This window comes from Flagellimonas flava, from assembly GCF_900129665.1.
Lineage (GTDB): Bacteria > Bacteroidota > Bacteroidia > Flavobacteriales > Flavobacteriaceae > Flagellimonas > Flagellimonas flava.
Window position 1 is genome coordinate 1,060,662 of the sequence record NZ_FQWL01000001.1, and the last position, 22,446, is coordinate 1,083,107.

Here is a 22,446-nt window from a genome sequence, read left to right on the forward strand (position 1 = left end):
ATTTGTGGATAGGTCGTTTGAGTTGACGGATGCCCTTTTTCAATTGACGTTTACAGATGAGTACCACAAAAAAGCTTGACAAGAATTCCACTAATTTACACGGATGACCCTTGCAGCAACGCAAAAACACCGACCCAAAGAGCCGGTGCTTATATAAATGAAAAAACCACCTATTTCTAAAATTAATTGCCGGGGTCAAAGACCCAGAAATCTTTAAGCTCTCCTTCGCCAGAGGAACCGAGACCCAAGTAAGCCTTGCCATCAATCACAAATACGGCAGCACCTGTTCTCCCATCACCTTTAAAGTCAGCCACCCGAACCCATTCGTTATCCACTGGAAAATATTCCCAAAAATCAACAAAGTAATTATTACCATCTTTACCCAGACCAATATAGCCTTTACCTTCTATCGAAAATGCAACCCCACTATATCTGTACAGGTCATTTGGAGCAGAAATGTTGGCTTTTGACCATGTGTCATTTTCATAATCATATTCCCAAAAATCCGACAAAGACCCATTTTCCTCATCATAGCCCATTGCTGTATATCCCATGCTACCAACAGAAAAAGCAAGTGCATTCTCCCGTGCCGTACCTCCAAAATCTGTTTTTTTATTCCAAATATTATTGTCTGGGCTATACTCCCAGAAATCCTTTAAATATTCGTATTCTCCTCCTCCTAAATCCCTAAAACCAGTACCCACATATCCATTGTCTCCAAATGAAAACGCAATTGCTCCTTTTCTTTTACCTCCATCAAAGGATTTTCTTTCGGTCCACTCATCAGAACTTGGGTCGTATTCCCAAAAATCATCAAGATCAGATCCAAAATCAAAGCTGTTACCCAGACCTACGTAGCCTTTGTCAGCAATAGCAATCGATATAGGATAGTGCCTTCCTAAACCATCGAATTGGGCCTTCTCAACCCAATGGTCACTTTCTGGATCATACTCCCAAAAATCCTTAATTTCTTCCACTCCATTAGTCACTCCAAGTCCGACATACCCTTTGCCATTGATACTGAAAGTTGATGCATTAACCCGTGCTATTCCCTCAAAATCCTCCAATTGTGTCCACCTACCATGGAAGACGGTAAGGTCGTTTTCGCTTTCGACATGTTGATTATTTGCATCATCGTACACAATAATACTACCAGTGCGAGCATCAGGGATTTTGATTACTATTTCAGTTGATGTCCTAGACACGATTTCGGCATCTCTGGCATTGACAGTTACAACGTCAACGGTTTCTCGAAAGTTTGTCCCAGATATGGTTATCTCCGTACCCCACTCCCCTTCCATAGGGTCAAACCCGGTGATGGTCATTTGGGGTTCTGGGTCCTCCACCGTAAAAGTATCCGTGCTGGTCACCTTGGTGCCGTTGGTGGTAACACTTATGGTACCGGTCTCAGCCGTTTCTGGCACCGTGACCTGCAACTCGTTGGCCTTGGCATCAGTCACCGTTGCCGTGGCCATTCCAAATTTTACCGAGTTTTCGCTCGGTGTAGTACTAAAATTGGTGCCGGTTAGGGTGACCGTGGTTACCCCGGCCTCACCGCTGGTTGGCGAAAAGCTGGTAAAGGTCATTTCTTCCGTAATGGGATTGTCATCTACTGCGTCATCCTCTTTTTTGCTACATGCTATAATCAGGCACATCAAGTATGGGCAGGCCAAAGACCAACCATTTTTTGGTTTTGTAGGTTTTTAGAAATTTCATAGGACTTGTTTATTGGTCATAAAGTCCTAAAAGTCCCTTTTTTAAAGGTTGGGGAAGCCTCCCAATTTACGGATGGGCCGTTTGAATTGATGGATGAGGGGTTTGGGTTGACGAGGTAGATGTTAGACACAAGATATTAGACGCCAGAACCAAGACACTTTATGCTAGAGGTTGGACAAATTATTAATGTTAAATACCGTATGGTGATATATGTTTGGACGCCTAGTTCACAAATGGCCTCGAAGCAGTAGTTTTTGAATTTTCAGTCTTGTGTCTTGAATCTGGAATTTCTTGTCTCTAGACATTAAACCTAAAATGCATAACATCCCCATCCTTTACCACATATTCCTTGCCTTCCACACGCATACGGCCAGCTTCTTTTACCTTGGTCTCGCTACCATATTGTACATAATCGGCATAGGAAATCACTTCGGCACGGATAAAACCTTTTTCAAAATCCGTATGGATAACCCCAGCGGCCTGGGGCGCCGTGGCACCTACAGGAATGGTCCATGCCCTTACCTCTTTTTGTCCGGCGGTGAAATAGGTTTCCAAATCTAAAAGCTTGTAGGCTCCACGGATAAGTTTCGCCGAACCTGGTTCTGAAAGTCCCAAATCTTCCAAGAACATTTGGCGCTCTTCGTAGGTTTCCAGTTCCGTGATATCAGCTTCGGTACCTACGGCCAAAAAGATGACCTCAGCATTTTCGTTTGCTACGGCATGTTTTACCCGGTCCACGTAGGCGTTGCCCTCTACCGCAGCTGCCTCATCCACGTTACAGACATACATTACGGGTTTGTCCGTAATCAACTGCAAGGGTTTTACGAATTCGGTATGGTCGTCTTCTGCAACGGAAATGGCACGTACCGATTGGCCCGCTTCCAAACCTTCTTTAAGGGTGGTCAGCACACCGGCTTCTTTTTGCGCCTCTTTGTTTCCAGTTTTGGCCGCACGCTTTACCTTGTCCAGCTTTTTTTCAACGCTTTCCAAATCCTTCAGCTGAAGTTCCATATCTATGGTTTCCTTATCACGAATTGGATCTACGGAACCGTCAACATGCACTACATTATCGTTGTCAAAGCAGCGCAATACATGTAGAATGGCATCGGTTTCCCGGATGTTCCCCAAGAATTGATTTCCGAGTCCCTCGCCTTTGCTTGCACCCTTTACCAAGCCCGCTATATCAACAATCTCAACCGTAGCTGGAATCACTTTTTCAGGATTCACCAGTTCTTCCAATTTCTCCAATCGGGTATCGGGTACGTTCACCACCCCAATATTGGGTTCAATGGTACAAAAGGGAAAGTTGGCGCTTTGTGCCTTTGCATTGGAGAGGCAGTTGAACAAGGTCGATTTTCCTACATTGGGTAATCCTACAATTCCGGCTTTCATCGGGTTGACAATAGATTTAAGGTGTTAGATTCAAGATAACTGACCCTTGCAAATTGCGTATTGCTAATTGTCAATTAAATTAGGCGTGCAAATATAGTTTGAAGTTTTGAAAGAAAAGTCCTTGCGGAACCTTAAAAACCATTGAAGAGCAGATACGCACCAATGATAAAAATGGATACTATGGTCAAAATTACCACAACGGAAAGGATACATCCCAACTGTTTCCAGAACCCATTATACTCTTTTTGCTTTTCCTCCATAGTCTTTTAGCTGAATTGATCTTGCAAAAGTATGAAGAAATGCTTGTTAGGGAAATTGGATTCTGATTACCTTTAGACATGACCAAAATTACATTGCAAGGTATTTTGTTTGATGAAAAGTCCTCTTTTCTCCGAGGGCCCGCCCATGCTCCACCTGCCATCCGAAAAGCCTATCGTAGTGATTCTGCCAATTACTATGCCGAAGACGGTACCTTTATTGATCCAGAGTTATTTGATGACAAGGGTGATTTTAGAATTTCGGACTATTTGGATATTGAGCAGGTAACCTCCAACAATCTAGAAAAAAACAAACCTTTAATCACCTTTGGAGGTGACCATTCCATTACCTACCCCGTCATAAAGGCTTTTCATGAGCTTTATGGAAAATTGGATATACTCCATATTGATGCGCATGGGGACCTTTATTCCAATTTTGAGGGTGATCCCTACTCCCATGCCTGCCCATTTTACAACATCATGGACAACGATTTAGCATCAAACCTGCAGCAGGTTGGAATTCGAACGTTGAACGATGAACAAAGAAAAAATGCAAAGCGCTTTGGGGTAAGCATCAACGAGATGAAGGATTTTAAATCCTTTAAGATGCCGACATTTAAAAATCCGTTATATCTGTCCCTTGATATGGATGCCCTAGATCCCGCTTTTGCGCCGGGTGTATCCCATCACGAACCGGGAGGGTTGAGCACAAGGGAGGTGATTCAAATTATCCAAGATATAAACGCACTGCTTGTTGGAGCCGATATCGTGGAATACAATCCAAATCGGGACATTAATGATATGACCGCAATGGTCTGTGCCAAACTATTAAGGGAAATTGCCGCTAAGATGCTATAGGTTACCCGTCAGGGTGCATGAACTTTTGCTTACCAAGCAACACATCCTCTGACTCCACCCGGTCCTCGTCCGGAACACAGCAGTCCACAGGGCACACGGCAGCACATTGGGGCTCTTCATGAAAGCCCATGCATTCCGTGCATTTGTCCGGAGCTATATAATAGATTTCATCACTTATAGGTTCTTGTACCTCGTCAGCATTGACCGCCTTGCCATCTGGCAATACCACATCTCCTGCCAGCGAGGTTCCATCGCTGTAACGCCATTCATCTGCACCTTCATAAATTGCGGTATTGGGGCACTCTGGCTCACAGGCCCCGCAATTGATACACTCATCCGTTATGATAATCGCCATAATTTTCTTTTTCTTTTATGCCCAGTAAACCGGGCATGCGTACTTTTGCACAAAAATAAACCCTACTAAAATAGTATACAAATATAATGAGCCCACCCAATCACATCGTGCAAGCTTTTGTTAATCTTGGGGATTACCTCACCGAATTTTGTGAAAATCGCAATACAAAAGACCATCCTGCACATGCTTCGCTGGAAGAAGCTGTTCAAAAGGCCGGACATCAAAACGGATGGTTCACCGAGGATAATGTGCTGCATTGTCTGCACCACTGGGGTCAATTACTTCAGGCAAGTAAAATTGATTCCTGGTTAGGTTCATATTCCATTGACTCCTCCAAAACACCTAAAATAATCGGAGTGGTCATGGCAGGAAATATTCCTTTGGTTGGGTTCCATGATTTTATTTCCGTGCTTTTATCGGGGAATTCCGTACAAGCCAAATTGTCTTCCAACGATACGGTGCTCCTGCCCTTTCTGTCCAACTATCTTATTGGGGTGGAACCTAGATTAAAAGAGCGTATCAATTTCGTAGAAGGGAGATTTGGGCATTTTGATGCTGTCATCGCCACCGGAAGCAACAACACCAGTAGGTACTTTGAACATTATTTTGGAAAAAAACCGAACATTATCCGTAAAAACCGGAATGCCGTTGCGGTACTCAGCGGTGAGGAATCTTCAGAAGAATTGATTGCTTTGGGTGAGGATATTTTTAGATATTACGGTTTGGGCTGCCGCAACGTTTCCAAAATCTTTGTGCCCCAAAACTATAATTTTGATGTATTGTTCACTGCACTTTTCAACTATAAGGATATCGTAAATCAGAATAAATATGCCAACAATTATGACTACAACAAGGCTGTTTATTTGATGAGTGCATTTAAAATTCTGGACAACGGCTTTATTGTGCTAAAAGAAGATAGTGGTTTTGCTTCCCCCATAGCTTCGCTTTTCTATGAATACTACGATTCCAAAGACTCCATAAAACAACATTTGCAAAGCAAAAAAGAGGATATACAATGCGTGGTCTCCAAAGGGTTCATCACTAATGAAATTTCATTTGGTGAAACCCAAAAACCAAGACTCCATGATTATGCGGATGGGGTGGACACCTTGGGATTTCTTATCAGCCTATAAGCCGTATCTCCTTCGACGATCGTTTTTATATACAAGTTTTTTTAAGACCTTTGGGGCTTATTTAAAATGACCCAAAGGGGGCACACCGTTCCCTAGGTCGCTCAACCCTCAAACAACTGAAGATGAAAAAGCACAATTTTAGCGCCGGACCATGTATTTTACCACAAGAAGTGATGCAAAAGGCCTCGGAGGCCATAATAGAATTGGATGGTATTGGACTTTCACTTATAGAAATCTCCCATAGAAGCAAGGAATTTGTGGCCATCATGGAAAAGGCCCGGTCATTGGCTTTGGAACTACTTGGTTTGGAAGGCAAAGGTTATCAAGCACTTTTTCTTCAAGGTGGGGCCAGCACCCAATTTTTAATGGCCGCCTACAATTTTTTGGAAAAAAAAGCAGGCTATGTCAATACCGGTACCTGGAGTTTAAAAGCGATTAAAGAGGCGCGACTATTTGGTGAAATTGTAGAAGTTGCCTCATCCCAGGATCAAAACTTCAATTACATCCCCAAAGGATACAACGTGCCGACAGATTTGGATTACTTGCACCTAACTTCCAACAATACCATATTTGGAACGCAGTTAAAGGATTTTCCTAAAACCAAGGTCCCTTTGGTTTGTGATATGAGTTCTGATATTTTTTCCCGCCAAATGGATTTTTCACAATTTGATCTCATTTATGCCGGCGCACAAAAGAATATGGGCCCAGCGGGAACCACCTTGGTCGTGGTCAAGGAGGATGTCCTTGGTAAAGTTTCCAGGAAAATACCTTCTATGTTGGACTACGCCATACATGCCGGAAAGGATAGTATGTTCAATACACCTCCGGTGTTTGCCGTATATGTATCCATGCTTACCCTGCAATGGCTAAAAGATTTGGGCGGTATCGAAGCAATTGAAGAAATTAATGAACGAAAAGCTAATCTTATCTATTCTGAAATCGAGTTGAACCCAGTGTTCTCTGGCTTTGCGGCCAAGGAAGACCGTTCCATCATGAACGCTACCTTTAATATCACGGACGATAGCTTGAAGGATATTTTTGACGAAAAATGCAAAGAGGCAGGGATTAGTGGTATTAATGGTCACCGCTCGGTCGGAGGGTATCGTGCTTCCATGTACAACGCCATGACCTTGGAAAGCGTAGGTGTTTTGGTGGACATTATGAGCGAATTGGAAAAGAAAGGATAAGATCAGTTTATTAATCCCAATGTTAATTTAAAAAATATGAGCAACATATTGGCCAACGACGGGCTTTCTCCCTCGGGTATTGAAGCTTTTGAAAAAAATGGATTTAAGGTAATCACTACCAAAGTAGCCCAGGAACAACTTGCCAACTTTATCAATCAAAATCAAATAAGGGCGCTACTGGTTCGCAGTGCTACCCAAGCGGACAAAGCCTTGATTGATGCATGCCCGGATTTGGAGTTAATCGGTCGGGGCGGTGTAGGTATGGACAATATTGACGTAGCCTATGCCAAATCCAAGGGAATTCATGTGGTCAATACCCCGGCGGCTTCTTCCGCTTCCGTTGCGGAACTTGTATTTGCCCATTTGTTCAGTGGGGTTCGTTTTTTGCATGACTCCAACAGGAACATGCCACTGGATGGGGATAGCAAGTTCAAACAGCTTAAAAAGAGCTATGCTGGTGGTATGGAGCTTCGCGGTAAGACCTTGGGCATTGTTGGTTTTGGCAGAATTGGTCAAGCTACCGCCAGAATTGGCCTTGCCTTGGGCATGAAAGTACTTTACAGTGATCATAACGTGGAGGATTGTACTCTGAGTGTTCCATTTTTTGATGGACAGTCCTTAACCTTTGCGCTTGAGGCCAGTTCAATGGAAGAGGTGCTGCAACAATCCGATTTCATAACAGTTCACGTCCCTGCCCAAAAAGGCTATGTCCTGGGCGAAAAGGAGTTCAATATGATGAAACAGGGAGCTGGTGTGGTGAACGCCGCTCGCGGGGGTGTTTTGGATGAGGTTGCCCTTATTGATGCCCTCGAAAAAGAAAAACTTTCCTTCGCCGGCCTAGATGTTTTTGAGTCCGAACCCAAACCGGAAATCAGAATTTTAATGCATCCAAAAATTTCATTGACACCCCACATTGGAGCCGCAACGGTGGAAGCACAGGATCGCATTGGATTAGAGTTGGCCGAACAGGTATCTGGCCTTTTGGGAACGTAGGTGTTTTTTTCCGTTTTTTCCGGTTCGTGTTTTCTTTTTTGTACATTGTGTAGCTAAACTAAACACTATAAAAATGTCAGGATTATTAGATTTATTGAATAGCCCAATGGGCAAACAATTGATTAGCGGCGTAGCTGGACAAACTGGACAGTCTGAAGGCAAAACTGCAGATGTGCTCAGCATGGCTATGCCATTACTTATGGGGGCGATGAAACGAAATGCCTCTACCCCTTCTGGAGCGGAAGGGCTTATGAATGCGCTTTCCTCTAAACACGATGGTAGTATTCTGAACGACCTGGGTGGTTTGTTCGGAGGTGGCGTGGACCAAAGTGTAATGGATGACGGTGCAGGAATTTTGGGCCATGTTTTTGGTTCCAAACAACCACAGGTAGAGAATGCCCTAAGTAGTAAATCTGGAATGGATGCAGGTTCCATCGCACAAATTCTTAAAATTGCTGCTCCAATCCTTTTGGGATATTTGGGAAAACAATCCAGACAACAAAATGTAAGTAATGCTAATGGTCTTGGAGGCCTTCTTGGAGGTCTTATGGGTGGCGGAAGCTCAGCAAATAAACAACAATCCCTAATTGAAACCTTTTTGGATTCTGACGGGGATGGAAGTGTTATCGACGATTTGGCCGGAATGGTATTGTCGGGCGGAAATCAGAAAAAAAGTGGATTGGGTGGACTTTTAGGAGGACTTTTCGGGAAGTAGACCACATCCTTAACGTTATTTAACAAGGCCATTTGATACTACAAATGGCTTTTTTTGTACTTTAATGTTATGAAAAAGAACATTTTACAAAAAGTGCTGATCATCTTCTGCGGGGCACTATTGGTGGTTTCCTGCGGAAGCCAAAAAGAAGCACTCGCCATTTCCGCTGAAGAGCAAGCTGTCTTCAGTTCCGATGATGAACAGCAAGTAGAGATCAAAGATGACAAAACCGAATACGAGATCATCATTATTGAACCGGGCTTTTATGTTTGGTTACAAAGTATTGCCAGGCCAGAAGGCTACTATTCTCAAAGCTTCCTTGAAAACCGGAACAGATTGTTGGTAACCAATTGGAACCAAAGGGTATTGCAACCGCAAGTGTTCAATCCCAACCTATATGAACTTCAAATCAATTACGAACCTGGGATAGACTATGGCTATGAAGTCAACTATAAGTTATACAACTACTTCATATATTTTCAGCGAAAGTACAATCAACGTTTAGGTCCCTTTCTTCCCCGCATTTAATATGCTATTTTTGCCATCGAATTACTTAGGATGGATAAAATCAAAAAACGCTGGGACATTGGACAAAACTGGCACTATATATTTCCTTTGCTAGGGGTTGTTTTACTCGCCGGAACTGCATATATCATTACACGGCGATTCCTTCATCTTTTTGAATTAAACAATACCACCTGGGAGTGGCCATTTACATTCCTAATAAGTGGATTAATATATTGGCTAATGCTCCGTTTCTTTCTTTGGTGCTTCAAAAAACTGGCCAACAAATGGGTAGTGACCTACCGTTGGGAGATGATTGCTATTTTTATTGTTTTTGCCATTACTGGTAGTGTTGCGGGAAAACTTGCCGGGCCATTTACGGAACTCATTGGGCTTAAAAAGGACACGGTTGCCGGATGGATCTATTGGACAGCCCGCATTGTGCTGATTTTCCCGATCTATCAGGTTCTGCTGGTATGCTTCGGATGGCTTTTTGGGCAGTTCAAATTCTTCTGGAGTTTTGAAAAGAAGATGCTCAAACGTATGGGTCTTGGTTTTTTGATTCCTTAATTAAGTTTTCGTTAACATAAAGCTTTACCCTAAATTGGTTAGATTTGCGGATAATGTGGGATTTTAAGAAAATCTTGGGCTTTGTACTATTGACCTCCCTAATGTTGGTCAAGGTTTCTGCATTGCACGTGTATTCCCATCAAGAAGACGATAGCGATACCGCAGAGAATTGTCATTTATGCGACATTGCCATGGATAACCAATCCATGGATATGTTGGCAAACAATGACACCCTACCCCAACAAAATGTCACTCCTATTATAGAGGAGGAACCTCTGACGGTTCTCCCTTACGTTATTACAGATTTCTCAACATCCCTTCTTTTTTCTAGGCCTCCACCTTCAATGGCCATCTAGAATCAAGCTTCCCGGGCACTTAAAAAGGCCCTTTTTTAACTATTAATTTATTGATCTTGAAAATGAAAGCGACGCTTTCTTTCGTACTGCTTATAGTGGTCTCTCAATTTGGACTCTCGCAGAACTGTAAAAATTCCATATCCGGACAGGTAACCGATTATCATAGTAAGGCTCCATTGGAAAATGCATCCATACTTATTGTAGGTACTTCAAAAGAAGTTCAAACCGATTCCCTTGGGAACTATCGGATAGAAGCATTATGTATAGGTGCATACGAATTGGAGGTTTCCCATCCTGAATGCTCCACTATCTTCTTGGAGGTAACCCTGAACAATGATAAACAACTGGATATTAGTCTGGAACATCATTTGGAGGAACTGGATGAGGTAAATGTTGTGGGTGATGCGGTAAGCGATAAAACAAATACGGCCCTAGAAGAAAAACTCAAGCTTCAAACCTTGGAACTCTACAGTTCTGGAACCCTTGGGGATGCACTGCGTGAATTAAATGGTGTGGCATCGCTTAACACCGGGGCAAATATTGTAAAGCCAACCATACACGGACTCAACGGAAGCCGCGTGCTTATTCTTAACGATGGGGTACGGATGCAGGACATGGAATGGGGCGATGAACACGCTCCCAATCTGGATATCAATGCAGCTGGTTCCATTTCGGTGGTAAAAGGTGCTTCGGCCCTACAATATGGCGGGGATGCCATAGGAGGAACCATAATTGTGGAGCAGGCCAGGGTTCCTGCCAAGGACACCATATTTGGAAAAACATTGTTAAACGGAGTTTCCAATGGACGAGGTGGAAGTCTATCCACAGAATTGACCAAGACTTTTGGTGAAGGTTGGTTTGTAAAAGGACAAGGTTCCTTTAAACGTTTTGGTGACCATGAGGCTCCGGATTATGTGCTGTCCAACACGGGCATGCAGGAATGGGGGGCTTCCCTACAATTTGGAAAACACCAGTTCACCTGGGGCTGGGATGTACGTTACGCCTATTTTACCTCCGAAATAGCCATTTTAAGGGCTTCACACATCGGAAATGTCGATGATCTCATTCGAGCAATTAACAATGGTCAGCCCGAAGTCATAAGACCATTTACCTACGATTTGCAGAATCCTAGGCAAGAAGTTACACATCATTTAGGAAAAGTAAAGTTGTACAAGCGATTTGAAGGGCTGGGGAAATGGAATTTACAGTACGATTTTCAAAGCAATCGAAGATTTGAGTTTGATGTACGTCGTGGTGAACTGGATGGAACGGCCTCCATTGACTTGGAATTGACCACCCATACCTTAACAACCGATTTTAAATGGGATGCTAAAGAAGACATACAGTTGCATTTTGGTCTTTTAGGCCGTTATCAAGAGAACTTTCCGAATCCCGCAACCGGGGTAAGGCGTCTTATTCCCGATTATGAGAAATTTGATTTTGGAAGCTTTCTTGTAGGGGAGTATCAGGTAAATGATAACCTTTTGCTGGAAGGAGGGCTCCGTTACGATTTCAGCAGAATTGATGCCCAAAAGTTTTATCAGACCTCTCGGTGGAACGAAAGAAATTATAATGTTGATTTTCAAGATATAATTGTTGATGACCGAGGGAATACCTTGCTTACGAATCCGGTTTTCAACTATCATAATATATCGGGAACCTTCGGAGCAAATTATGAAATTAGCCCAGGTGATAGATTGAAGTTAAACTATACCCTGGCACAACGCGCGCCCAATCCTTCCGAGCTGTTCAGTGATGGGTTGCACCATTCCGCAGCCCGAATAGAATTGGGTGATTTGCGTATCGATAGCGAAACCTCGCATAAAGTATCGGCCTCTTGGGAAAAGGATTTTAGTCATTGGGGATTCACCTTGGAACCTTTTGCCAATTGGATTCAGGATTTTATCCTGTTGGAACCTTCTGGGGTGGAATTTACCATTCGCGGGGCCTTTCCCGTTTGGGAGTATCGACAGACCAACGCCCGTTTATTAGGCCTGGATGTGTTTGGATATGCCAACTGGACGCCAGCAGTGAAAACTGAACATCGATTTTCTTTGGTCAAGGGAAAAGACATTACCAGAAATTCAGCTTTGATCAACATCCCATCGGCAAATCTTAGAAATTCCATTTCCTACAGCATACCTGAATGGAAAAACTTTAGCGTTTCCTTGGAAAGTCAATATGTATTCAGGCAAAATGAAACACCGGAAAATATAAGTGTCTTTTCACCCCAGGATCAGGAAGATGTGGTGTTGGCCATCAACACCGCACCAGATGCCTATCACTTACTGGGACTTCGGTCGCAAATGGAGTTTCCATTGGGGAAAACATCAAAACTTACTACATCCTTGGTCGTAAGTAATTTATTAGATTCCAATTACAGAGAATATCTGAATCGACAGCGCTTTTTTGCTGACGATTTGGGCAGAAACTTTTTAATCCAATTAAAATTTAACTATTAATATTAAACCCTTATTACATGAAAACTATCAAATTTTTATCATTGGCATTAGTATCAGGAATTTTTTTGACTTCCTGCTCCAGTGACGATAACGACGCTCCAGAAGAAATCAATGAGGAGGAAGTAATCACCACGATGACAGTAACCCTTACACCACAGGGAGGAGGCGCTGCAATTACGCTGCAAACCAGAGATTTAGATGGTGACGGTCCGGACGCTCCAGTAATTACAGTATCAGGAAATCTGTCCGAAAACACCACTTATAATGGATCGCTGGTGCTTCTAAACGAAACAGAAACACCTGCAGAAGAAGTAAACGAGGAAATTGAAGGTGAAGCCGCTGAGCACCAATTTTTCTTTGAAATCGATGGCGCTTTGAATGCCACTACCGCGTATACTGACAATGAATCAGATTATGTCTCTGAAGAAACTGGAGAAAACTTCACAACTACAAATCCTGTTGGGATTACATTTACCTTGGAAACCACGGATGCAAGTTCGGGAACACTGACCGTTACCTTGCGTCACGAGCCAAAAAAGCCAAACGATGGTACCAAAGAGGATGCTGGTGGTGAAACTGACATTACCGAAACCTTTGACTTGACTATTGAATAAGATTGCTTATTTAAACATATAGAATACAAATCATTTCATGTATAGGAACTTGAAGCATACGGTATTAAGCACCACAATGATTGTTTCGTTATTCGCGCAACAATTGTTTGGTGCCTACCATATGTTTACAACACATGTAGATGATTGTTTCAGCGGAATCGGTGATGGCTTGGAAATGGTTGCTTCAATGGAAGTCCAATGCGACCTATGCGCCAAACTAGATTCCAAACCGGTTACACTTAATTTCCATATCGAACCGGTTTTTTACACTTTTCATTTTCTGTCAACACACGAGTCCATTGACAGTACATTTCTTTCCACAAGGCTTGACGCCATTTATCGCAGGGGACCACCCAAGAACTGTTAGCATTTTTTTGTTAAGGTTGGCCTATTGGGTTAAACCATTACTGCTCTCCTACTTCATTGACCATTTATAGGGACTTTGGAGGTACATGTATTGCACCCTAACATTAATAACAATTCTAATGATCACAACAGATAATCTCACCAAATCGTATGGTGATACGCTTGTATTGGACCGTTTGAACCTCAATATCAAAGCCGGAGAACTCTATTGTCTTTTAGGGGCCAACGGTGCCGGAAAGACCACAACTATCAACCTATTATTGGGCTTTATCAAGCCTACTTCCGGAAATGCGTTCATCAATGGTCTAGCCGTTTCTGAAGACCCAAAGAAGACAAAAAAACACTTGGCCTATATTCCGGAAAATTTAATGTTGTACCCCAGTCTTTCCGCGGTGGAGAACCTGGATTATTTTTCAGGGATTGGGGGTACGCACCTTAGTAAATCCCAATTGGAGGCCTTTCTGGATGAAGCTGGGCTGCAAAAAGTGGCGTTCCATCAACGTATTTCAACATTTTCAAAAGGTATGCGACAAAAGGTGGGCATAGCGCTTGCTTTGGCCAAAAATGCCAATGTACTGTTATTGGATGAACCCACTTCTGGCCTTGACCCTAAGGCTAGTAATGAGTTTGGACTATTGCTCCAAAAACTCAGAAATAAAGGTGTGGCTACTTTAATGGCAACACATGATCTTTTTAGGGCTAAGGAAATTGCCACACATATCGGTATCATGAAAAGTGGACAACTTAGACAAGAATTTTTGGCAACGGATATATCCCTTTCGGATTTGGAGCACGCCTACCTCAAGACAATGGACTACAAAGAACTTGCGTTATGATTCGCTCTACATTAATCAAAGAACTCAGAGAACTGTTAAGGGATGGTCGTGTACGGATAAGCTTTTTTATTGTTTTACTACTGATAGCAGTGGCCACATGGATCAGTAAAACGCAATACACCATTACCAATCAACAATACCAGCAGGCCGACAATGAAGAACGTGCCGTATGGGAAAATCAAGGTGAGAAAAATCCACACTCCGCCGCGCATTATGGTACCTACGCTTTTAAACCAAAATATCCACTGTCATTGGTGGACCAAGGTGTTGACAAGTTTACCGGAACCTCCATTTTTCTGGAGGCCCACAAACGAAATGAAGCACAATTTAGCCAAGCTGCGGACCAAACCGGACTAGCTCGTTTTGGAGATTTGACACCCGATTTTGTATTACTGTTCATTATTCCTTTGCTCATAGTCTTCTTAGGCTACAATGCATTCACGAAAGAACGTGAAATGGGCACCTTGGTATTACTCAAAAGTCAGGGCACTCCTATTTGGAAATTAATCTTGGGGAAATGGCTTGCCCTTTTTCTACCTGTTTTTACAATTGTCTTTCTGTTATTTATCGTTGCCGGAATTGTATTGTCCAACTTGGAAAACTTTGGTGTCTTTAACTGGCAATCACTGGGTATGCTCTTTTTGATTTACATGGGATATTATTTCATATTTATCAACTTGGTGTTGTTCATTTCCTTAAAAATGAAGAAGTCGGGAATAGCCTTGGTGGTGGCATTGGCCACTTGGATTCTGGCCTGTTTGGCTGTCCCCAAAGCCGCCAGCAATATTGCAGAATCAAAACACCCCTACCCCACTCGGCAGGAGTTCGCCTCTAACATCCTACAGGATCAAAAAGAAGGACTCGATGGCCATGACCCATGGAATAAGCAAGCCAAATTATTGGAACAAAAGGTATTAAAGGAATATAAGGTGGATAGTTTGGAACAGCTTCCCTTTAATTTTGATGCCTACAGAATGCAAAAGGGAGAAGAGCATACGGCAGAGATTTACCTAAAACATTACAAGCATTTAAAGACCCAATTTGAGGAACAGTCGAAACTCTATAGGGGTCTTGCCGTATTATCGCCTTTTCTTCCAGCTCGCTTTATGAGTATGGCCATAGCCAATACCGATTATGCCACCCATTGGCATTTTGCTGACGCCGCCGAAAATTATCGAGTGGAGCTTCAAGCATCTCTAAACGGTAATTTTGCGGAAAACTCGGCTTATGGAGAGTGGAGTTATAGGGCAAATGCCGATACCTGGAAAAATATGCCACAGTTTGGATATGATCCTCCAGAACTTGGAGAAACCCTTACCACCAATACTTCCAATCTGGTTATTCTTTCCGTTTGGGTTTTAGGCACTTTTCTTCTTCTCTTTTTCACCACCAAAAAACTGTAGCCATGTATCAATTCAATTCTAAGTACGAATTAAAAAGTCTATTGCGAAATGGCTGGATTCAGTTGATGACACTTTTGCTATTGGGCCTCTTTCTTTTTGCTTTTTATAACGGCAATGAAAAAGTTGACAAGCGAAAAAATGATATCCAGGCGGCCTTTAATGAAGTAAAGGAGTCAGATCAAAATATGCTCATTCTGTTAGATTCTGTTCAGCGAGGTATGGAAGTAAGCGCATCCCGGTGGACCATTCCAACCAAGCCCATGGCCGTTGGGAATTATCACCCCCGGGTGGCAGCCATGAATCCAGGACCTCTGGCCTTTGTTGCCACTGGTCAAAGCGATTTGTTCTCACATTATATCAAACCGAAGGCCTCTGGAGATGATATGGCCCTCAATTTTACCGAGATTAGCAATCCTGTCCAACAACTTTTTGGCAGTTTCGACCTGGCCTTTGTCATTATTTACCTATTGCCGTTGATCATTATAGCGTTTACTTACAATGTGTTATCCTCAGAAAAAGAAAGTGGGACACTACGCTTGCTCGCTTCCCAACCCATTTCCATGCGATCTTGGGTATTCCAAAAAATGGGAATTCGGCTGTTTTGGGTTGTACTGATGATCGGTGTTGTCTTAATCTTAGTTTCAGTGATTATCCCCAGCGGAGTAAATATAGTTGAGCTTTTGCCAGTTTTTGGGGTTACATTAGGATACATCTTCTTTTGGTTTGCCCTGGCCTTTGCTGTCAATTTATGGGTAGGTAGTTCTTCAAAAAATGCCATTGCGCTTATTGGGCTTTGGTTGGTATTTGTATTGTTGATTCCATCAGTATTGAATCAAATGGGAAATGCCTTATATCCCATGCCCTCAAGAACGCTAATGATCAATGAAATGAGAAGTGCAAAGGCGGAGGCCACCAAAAAACAGGATCAAATACTCGATAACTTCCTCAGAGATCATCCTGAATATGCGATTAATGATCCAAATCAAAATAGAAGCTTTTACCATCGTTATATGGCCTCCCAGCAGTTGGTCCGTGAAGAATTACAACCCGTTGTAGGGCGTTTTGAGCAACAACTGCAAAACCAGCAACAATGGATTTCTCAACTAAAGTGGATTTCTCCGGCTATTATTGTGCAACAGGAATTAAACGCTCTTGCTGGTTCGTCTACCAAGGATTATGAAAATTATAGAAAACAGGTGACCGCTTTTGCCGAATCTTGGCGGCAGCATTTGCTCCCATTTCTGTATAGTAATGAACCCTTTTCCACTGACGATTATGAAAATCTACCCGAGTTTCAATATCAAAGATTAACATCTGATACTACCCTTATTTCGATAATTGCCCTGGTTTTTATCGCATTGATTGGTGTGATTCTGGGATTCTTAAAAGGTGTTGGATCACAATCCACAGAAAAATTCATAACCCAATAGCATGAAATTACACTGGATACTACTTCTGGCTTTATGCTCGGGAGTACAATTGATTCAAGGTCAGGATGCTGATGCGGAAAACTTCCCTCCTCCCGAGGTCCCAATGGAAATCCCGGTCTCCAGGGCGAGTACGACCATTGTGGTGGATGGTCTTTTGGACGAAAAGGATTGGGAGAAAGCCCAAATAGTTGATGATTTTTTTAGAATAGAACCAAGACAAGGTGGGAAAATTACCTATAAAACATTGGTTCGTTTTTTATTCGACGACAAGAACCTCTACGTCGGTGCATTTTGCAAGGATTCCCTAGGAGTTGCCGGAATTCGTATACAGGATTTACGACGTGATTTTAGTTGGGGTGAAAACGACATTTTTGGTGTGGCTTTGGATCCCCAAAACCTAAAACAGTACGCCCAAGGATTTCAAACCACTCCCTACGGGAACCAAAGGGATTTCCAAAATTTCAATGGAAACAACTTTGACACAGGTTGGAATACCTTATGGCGCGTACGTACACAACGTACCGATGAAGGTTTCACGGTGGAAATGGCCATCCCATTTAAATCACTGCGCTATAATCTGCCCGAAAATGGGAATACCATAGAATTGGGTATGACCATGGTTCGATATGCCCGAAGGGAAGTTGAAGTATCCACCTTTCCTGCAATTCCGCAATCCTTCACTCCCTATCGGATGACCTATGCTGCCAAGCTCACTGGAATTGAGGTACCACCTCCGTCGGCCAACATTAGGGTGGAACCCTATTCGCTTTATCAGTACGATGAGAACAAAGCCGGAGACGTGCTAACCTCAAAAGTGAGTGACCCAAAAGTGGGATTTGATGCCAAATGGGCGCTAAACCCAAAAACAGTTTTAGATCTTACGGTAAATACGGATTTTGCCCAGGCGGATGTGGATAGGGCTGTGAACAACCTGGAACGTTTCAATATTTTCTTTCCAGAACGTCGGCAGTTCTTCTTAGAGAATTCAGGTATTTGGGCTGGCGGATTGCAACAGTCCATTAGACCTTTTTTTAGCAGAAGAATTGGTTTGCAAGGGAATTTCAACGCCATTCCTGCACCTATTGATGTTGGTGCTCGCTTTACCCAACGCACCGAAAAGGACGCATTGGCCGGACTTTTTGTACGTCAGCGTGAAACGGACGGGTCGGCCGGTGCCAATTTTGGGGTTTTTCGGTATCTAAGGAATTATGGGCGTGAAAATAATATCGGTGTAATGGTCACCCATAGATTGGATGATAGTTATGATGAGCTAAACTTGGAAAGCAACAACAACACCACTATAACGGTCGACGGACAAATACGACCCAAAAGTCAGTGGGATATTCAGTATCTCCTCTCCACCTCTATTGATGAGGCCACAGGAGAAACGGGATTTGCCGGTCGCATCTTTGCCGGGAACGATTCCAATAAATATTATTACGGTTGGGTTACCGAGTACACGGATGCCAATTACAACCCCAGAATGGGCTTTGTGAGGCAAACCAATGTAATCCGGCATAACCCAGGGGGGTATTTTGTATGGAGGCCTAAAAAAACCAACTGGATACGCCGGTGGGATCCAGGAATGTTTGCCAACTACTTGCATGATGCCACGGACCCCACGCAATTTCAACAGGCAAGTTTGTACATTTTTCCTGTATTCACGTGGTTTAAGGACAATAGTTTTTTTGAGATTTCAACAACACCCACTTGGCAAAATATCAACTTTGACTTTGCCCCATTGGGATTGCAAATAGCTCAGGACAATTATTATTATACACGTTATTTGGTGCAGTACAACACCGATTTATCCAAAAAATGGTCTGGGGACATTGGTTATAACTTTGGTAGTTTTTACAACGGAACCCGAAATACCATTAATGCGGCGGCACGCTTTGCTCCTATTCCCCATGCAGCGCTTGCCTTGGAATATGAACATAATACCATCAAAGACGTTGGGGTTGATGAATCCAATCTTAGCACGAATCTCTATTCCGCTAACTTGCGGTTGGCCTTGAATCCAAGACTTCAGCTATCCACATTCTATCAATACAATAGCTTTGATGAGCAAGGACGTTGGAATGTACGAATGAGTTGGGAATATATGCCGCTCTCCTTTGTATATCTGGTATTCAATGACACGCAAACCGATGTTTTTGATCCTGTTCAGAGTACAAGGCAGTTCATTGGAAAAATTACCTTTTTGAAGCAATTCTAAGAAAGTGTATTCCACTTTGATACTGATTATACAAGATATAAGGATTCTGAATTATGAAAAATAGAAGAACATTCCTAAAAAATACAATTCTAGGCTCTCTGGCTTTGGGCTACACCGGTGCCTACCTATATGGGGGTTTACATCCGGAAAATCCAATGATAGTGCCCGAGAGCTATAATCCCTGGATAGAGCTATCACGAAGTGCATACCTCAGAAATGCCAAACTTATATCTGAAAAAGCCAACGGCAGGGGTATTTTAGCAGTGCTTAAAAACAATGCTTACGGTTTGGGGGATGTGGAGGTTGCCCAGATATTGGATGAAAGTCCTTTTGTACATGGTTTTGCTCTTGTAAACGATCGACGGTGCCTGGCCTTAAGGACAAATGGTGTTAAAAAAGCCATTTTATTAATGGGTGATTTTGACCAAGATTTAGGTCTTCAATTGGTTCAAAATAACATCACCTTAAGCGCCTTTTCAATGGAATCCACTGAGAAAATCATCGGACTGGCTTCAACTTATAGTGGACAAGTTTTGGTTGAATTGTACCTGGACACCGGTCTTGGTAGAATGGGAATGCCTTATGGTAAAGGTGTTGAATGGGTCAAGAAGCTTTCCAATATTCCAAATATTAGAATAGAAGGAATGTATTCAACCTTAACAACTCCTGAAGATTTCGCCAAGGAACAAATTACCAGATTCCAAGGTGTCGTGAGTCAGCTGGAAGAGATGGATATCAATGTCCCAAAGCTTCATATTGCTCCATCACTTTCTATGTTACAACTTCCAGAATCCCATTTCAGTATGGTACGACCGGGTATATTACTCCACGGTTCCCATCCACTAGTGGATATGAAAGCCACAGATACGTTGGCGCTACAGCCCACCTATAGACTTCGGGCCCGGGTTATACGAGTGGAAAAGCTAAAAAAGGGTGATACCATTGGTTTTTCCCGATTCTATAAACTGGAAAATGACGAATGGATTGCCACCCTGCCCATTGGTTGGGCCGATGGCTATTTTAGCGGTGCGGAAAATGGTGCAAAAGTCCTGGTGAACAATGAACTCTTCAAAGTTGTGAATGTGAACGCAAGTCACTGCAATCTGTCCATCGGCTCTGAAAAAAGTTTAGAAGTTGGTGATGTAGCGACACTGATTGGGCCCGATAGACCTGAAATCACTCCGGAAGGTTTTTCCGAACTAAGTAATGGTCATAACTATCTTCAAATTCAGTACAAGGAATCCATACCCAAAATAGTGTCCGATGCGTTTTAGAAATTGGTTGGTCTTTTTTAGCTTAGTTTTAAGTACCCTTTCCATTTCGGCCCAAGCTAAACTCCTAACTATAGGCAATGACAGTATTCAGGTCTTCGTGGAAGATACAGGCAAGGGTCCTGCCATTGTCTTTATTCCGGGATGGACCATGACCTCCCAATTCTTTCAAAAGCAAAAAGAGCATTACGGCAAGAGGTTTAGATTTGTTTCCTATGATCCAAGAAGTCAGGGCGAATCTTCCAAAACCGAAAACGGAAACTTTTACCAAACACATGCAAGGGACTTGAATGCCCTTTTGCTGCGCTTAGATTTAAATGATGTAATACTTATTGGATGGTCTAGTGGTTGTGCAACAATTTTTGAATATATCGAACTCTTTGGAACAGATAACATTAACCGCTTGGTGTTTATTGACGAGCCCCCTAAATGGATAGGCGATACTTCTAAAGACTGGGTGTATGGCTCTTTTGAAGACTACCGCGGAAGTTTGAAGGACCTAATTCAGGATAACTTGACCTACGCCAGGGAAGTGGTGCAATGGATGTTGGTAAAAAATCAGGACATCGAGGAAGAGGACTGGATGGTGGAACAAATGTTGAAAACTCCCAGATACGCTGCCCTTAGCTTGTATATAGACGGCCTAGTGAGTGATTATCAAGATACCTTGAAATCCATCGATGGTAAAGTTCCTGCCTTATATATGGTCAGAAATACATGGTTTGAGAATACAGCGAATTGGTTGAAAAAAAATGCCCCCCACGCAAAATGCGTGGCCATTGAGAGCCATGCCATGTTTTGGGAAGCTCCAAAAGAATTCAATCAGTTGCTAGACGACTTTTTATCATCCCCAAAAGTACCCGAAGATCGCTGACAAACTTTTGCTTGTTACTTTTTTATCTTGGAGATGACATGTGTATAGATCCACATGAGCGTAAAACTTGGGATGATATCCAGACCAGGAACAAGCTCCTCCACGAAGGTAACCACTCCAGCAACCTGTCCTATTTTCCCTTTGTACATCCGGGTCATCAACCAGGCAGCAACGGGTGCCCAAATTACATCAGAGAACTCTCCTATTCCAGGGATTGCAAAAGAAAGCATTCCAATACCATCGAACAACAGTCCTAAAAGAAGGTCTTTATATTTGTCGTTTTTCGCTTCAGCCATTGACGAAAAATAGCAATTACCATTGAATCTGGGAAATTAACTAGGATAAATCGGAACTGATAAGCTTCAAGAATTCGTTCCGAGTCTCTATCTTTTCAAATTGACCTCGGAAACCAGAGGTAGTAGTCACCGAATTTTGCTTTTGCACCCCCCGCATCATCATACACATGTGCGAAGCCTCAATTACCACGGCAACCCCTTTGGGCTTCAAGGTATCGTTAAGGCATTCCAAGATGTCATGGGTCAAGCGCTCCTGTACCTGGAGTCGCCTTGCAAAAACATCAACCACTCTTGGTATTTTACTCAATCCAACAATATGACCATTGGGGATATAGGCAATGTGCGCCTTGCCAAAAAACGGTAACATATGATGTTCGCAAAGGGAATACACCTCGATATCCTTTATAATCACCATATCGTCATAATCTTCCTTGAACATGGCACTTTTTAGAATCTCCGCCGCGTCCTGGCGATAGCCCTGGGTAAGAAAAAGCATGGCCTTGGCAGCCCTTTCAGGAGTTTTTTGTAGGCCATCCCGATTGACGTCTTCCCCAATTTCATCTATTATTTTGGAAAATCGGTCTTTGACCTCATTGGTGATGCTTATGTTATATTCTTCTAGGTTTTGATATGGTGACAT

23 protein-coding genes are annotated in these 22,446 nt (G+C 42.8%); 17 read left to right on the forward strand and 6 right to left on the reverse strand.

What is annotated here, in order from left to right; translation table 11 throughout:
* Positions 1 to 182 precede the first annotated feature (182 nt).
* The 3 genes from BUC10_RS04895 to BUC10_RS18010 form a co-directional block, all read right to left on the reverse strand.
* Positions 183 to 1,655, reverse strand: coding sequence for an IPT/TIG domain-containing protein (locus tag BUC10_RS04895; RefSeq protein WP_073176822.1), 1,473 nt, complete (start codon positions 1,653 to 1,655; stop codon positions 183 to 185).
* Between the two features lie 358 nt (positions 1,656 to 2,013).
* On the reverse strand, positions 2,014 to 3,108 hold the full coding sequence (gene ychF / locus BUC10_RS04900) for a redox-regulated ATPase YchF (RefSeq protein ID WP_073176823.1): 1,095 nt from the start codon (positions 3,106 to 3,108) through the stop codon (positions 2,014 to 2,016).
* A gap of 131 nt (positions 3,109 to 3,239) precedes the next feature.
* A complete protein-coding gene (locus BUC10_RS18010; protein ID WP_262493186.1) occupies positions 3,240 to 3,368 on the reverse strand; it encodes a hypothetical protein in 129 nt (42 codons plus the stop codon).
* A 78-nt stretch (positions 3,369 to 3,446) separates the two neighbouring features.
* On the opposite strand from BUC10_RS18010, the gene speB reads away from it, so the two are divergent.
* A complete protein-coding gene (speB, locus tag BUC10_RS04905; RefSeq protein ID WP_073176824.1) occupies positions 3,447 to 4,223 on the forward strand; it encodes an agmatinase in 777 nt (258 codons plus the stop codon).
* Between the two features lies 1 nt (position 4,224).
* Here the strand turns inward: speB and BUC10_RS04910 are convergent, their stop codons facing one another.
* Positions 4,225 to 4,578 (reverse strand): 4Fe-4S dicluster domain-containing protein, encoded by a 354-nt coding sequence (locus BUC10_RS04910; protein ID WP_073176825.1) that lies wholly within the window; start codon positions 4,576 to 4,578, stop codon positions 4,225 to 4,227.
* 86 nt (positions 4,579 to 4,664) lie between these two features.
* On the opposite strand from BUC10_RS04910, the gene BUC10_RS04915 reads away from it, so the two are divergent.
* From BUC10_RS04915 to BUC10_RS04990, 16 genes are all read left to right on the forward strand, one after another.
* A complete protein-coding gene (locus tag BUC10_RS04915) occupies positions 4,665 to 5,711 on the forward strand; it encodes an acyl-CoA reductase (RefSeq protein ID WP_073176826.1) in 1,047 nt (348 codons plus the stop codon).
* 122 nt (positions 5,712 to 5,833) lie between these two features.
* Positions 5,834 to 6,898: a 3-phosphoserine/phosphohydroxythreonine transaminase gene (gene serC, locus BUC10_RS04920; protein ID WP_073176827.1), complete on the forward strand. Its 1,065-nt coding sequence runs from the start codon at positions 5,834 to 5,836 to the stop codon at positions 6,896 to 6,898.
* 36 nt (positions 6,899 to 6,934) lie between these two features.
* On the forward strand, positions 6,935 to 7,891 hold the full coding sequence (locus tag BUC10_RS04925; RefSeq protein ID WP_073176828.1) for a D-2-hydroxyacid dehydrogenase: 957 nt from the start codon (positions 6,935 to 6,937) through the stop codon (positions 7,889 to 7,891).
* Positions 7,892 to 7,964: 73 nt separating this feature from the next.
* On the forward strand, positions 7,965 to 8,606 hold the full coding sequence (locus BUC10_RS04930) for a DUF937 domain-containing protein (RefSeq protein WP_073176829.1): 642 nt from the start codon (positions 7,965 to 7,967) through the stop codon (positions 8,604 to 8,606).
* A 69-nt stretch (positions 8,607 to 8,675) separates the two neighbouring features.
* Positions 8,676 to 9,134 (forward strand): DUF6146 family protein, encoded by a 459-nt coding sequence (locus BUC10_RS04935; RefSeq protein ID WP_073176830.1) that lies wholly within the window; start codon positions 8,676 to 8,678, stop codon positions 9,132 to 9,134.
* 30 nt (positions 9,135 to 9,164) lie between these two features.
* On the forward strand, positions 9,165 to 9,680 hold the full coding sequence (locus BUC10_RS04940) for a DUF6787 family protein (RefSeq protein ID WP_073176831.1): 516 nt from the start codon (positions 9,165 to 9,167) through the stop codon (positions 9,678 to 9,680).
* Positions 9,681 to 9,724: 44 nt separating this feature from the next.
* Positions 9,725 to 10,036 (forward strand): hypothetical protein, encoded by a 312-nt coding sequence (locus BUC10_RS04945; protein ID WP_131819048.1) that lies wholly within the window; start codon positions 9,725 to 9,727, stop codon positions 10,034 to 10,036.
* Positions 10,037 to 10,098: 62 nt separating this feature from the next.
* Positions 10,099 to 12,498: a TonB-dependent receptor gene (locus tag BUC10_RS04950; RefSeq protein ID WP_073176833.1), complete on the forward strand. Its 2,400-nt coding sequence runs from the start codon at positions 10,099 to 10,101 to the stop codon at positions 12,496 to 12,498.
* 17 nt (positions 12,499 to 12,515) lie between these two features.
* Positions 12,516 to 13,112 (forward strand): type 1 periplasmic binding fold superfamily protein, encoded by a 597-nt coding sequence (locus BUC10_RS04955; RefSeq protein ID WP_073176834.1) that lies wholly within the window; start codon positions 12,516 to 12,518, stop codon positions 13,110 to 13,112.
* 37 nt (positions 13,113 to 13,149) lie between these two features.
* A complete protein-coding gene (locus tag BUC10_RS04960) occupies positions 13,150 to 13,479 on the forward strand; it encodes a hypothetical protein (protein ID WP_073176835.1) in 330 nt (109 codons plus the stop codon).
* A 118-nt stretch (positions 13,480 to 13,597) separates the two neighbouring features.
* The gene (locus tag BUC10_RS04965; RefSeq protein WP_073176836.1) at positions 13,598 to 14,314 is read left to right on the forward strand and encodes an ABC transporter ATP-binding protein; all 717 of its coding nucleotides are present in this window, start codon (positions 13,598 to 13,600) and stop codon (positions 14,312 to 14,314) included.
* Positions 14,311 to 15,717 (forward strand): ABC transporter permease, encoded by a 1,407-nt coding sequence (locus BUC10_RS04970; protein WP_073176837.1) that lies wholly within the window; start codon positions 14,311 to 14,313, stop codon positions 15,715 to 15,717. The genes BUC10_RS04965 and BUC10_RS04970 overlap by 4 nt, the downstream gene beginning before the upstream one ends.
* Before the next feature lie 2 nt (positions 15,718 to 15,719).
* Positions 15,720 to 17,147, forward strand: coding sequence for a DUF3526 domain-containing protein (locus BUC10_RS04975; protein ID WP_073176838.1), 1,428 nt, complete (start codon positions 15,720 to 15,722; stop codon positions 17,145 to 17,147).
* Between the two features lies 1 nt (position 17,148).
* Positions 17,149 to 19,365: a DUF5916 domain-containing protein gene (locus BUC10_RS04980; RefSeq protein ID WP_073176839.1), complete on the forward strand. Its 2,217-nt coding sequence runs from the start codon at positions 17,149 to 17,151 to the stop codon at positions 19,363 to 19,365.
* A 53-nt stretch (positions 19,366 to 19,418) separates the two neighbouring features.
* Positions 19,419 to 20,639 carry an alanine racemase gene (gene alr, locus BUC10_RS04985; protein ID WP_073176840.1) on the forward strand — a complete coding sequence of 407 codons (1,221 nt, stop codon included), beginning with the start codon at positions 19,419 to 19,421 and terminating at the stop codon, positions 20,637 to 20,639.
* Positions 20,629 to 21,510, forward strand: coding sequence for an alpha/beta fold hydrolase (locus tag BUC10_RS04990; protein WP_073176841.1), 882 nt, complete (start codon positions 20,629 to 20,631; stop codon positions 21,508 to 21,510). Before alr ends, BUC10_RS04990 begins: the two co-directional genes overlap by 11 nt.
* A 14-nt stretch (positions 21,511 to 21,524) precedes the next feature.
* On the opposite strand, the gene BUC10_RS04995 is transcribed toward BUC10_RS04990, so the two are convergent.
* Both BUC10_RS04995 and folE read right to left on the reverse strand, forming a co-directional pair.
* On the reverse strand, positions 21,525 to 21,806 hold the full coding sequence (locus BUC10_RS04995) for a hypothetical protein (RefSeq protein ID WP_073176842.1): 282 nt from the start codon (positions 21,804 to 21,806) through the stop codon (positions 21,525 to 21,527).
* Positions 21,807 to 21,846: 40 nt separating this feature from the next.
* The gene (gene folE / locus BUC10_RS05000; RefSeq protein WP_073176843.1) at positions 21,847 to 22,446 is read right to left on the reverse strand and encodes a GTP cyclohydrolase I FolE; all 600 of its coding nucleotides are present in this window, start codon (positions 22,444 to 22,446) and stop codon (positions 21,847 to 21,849) included.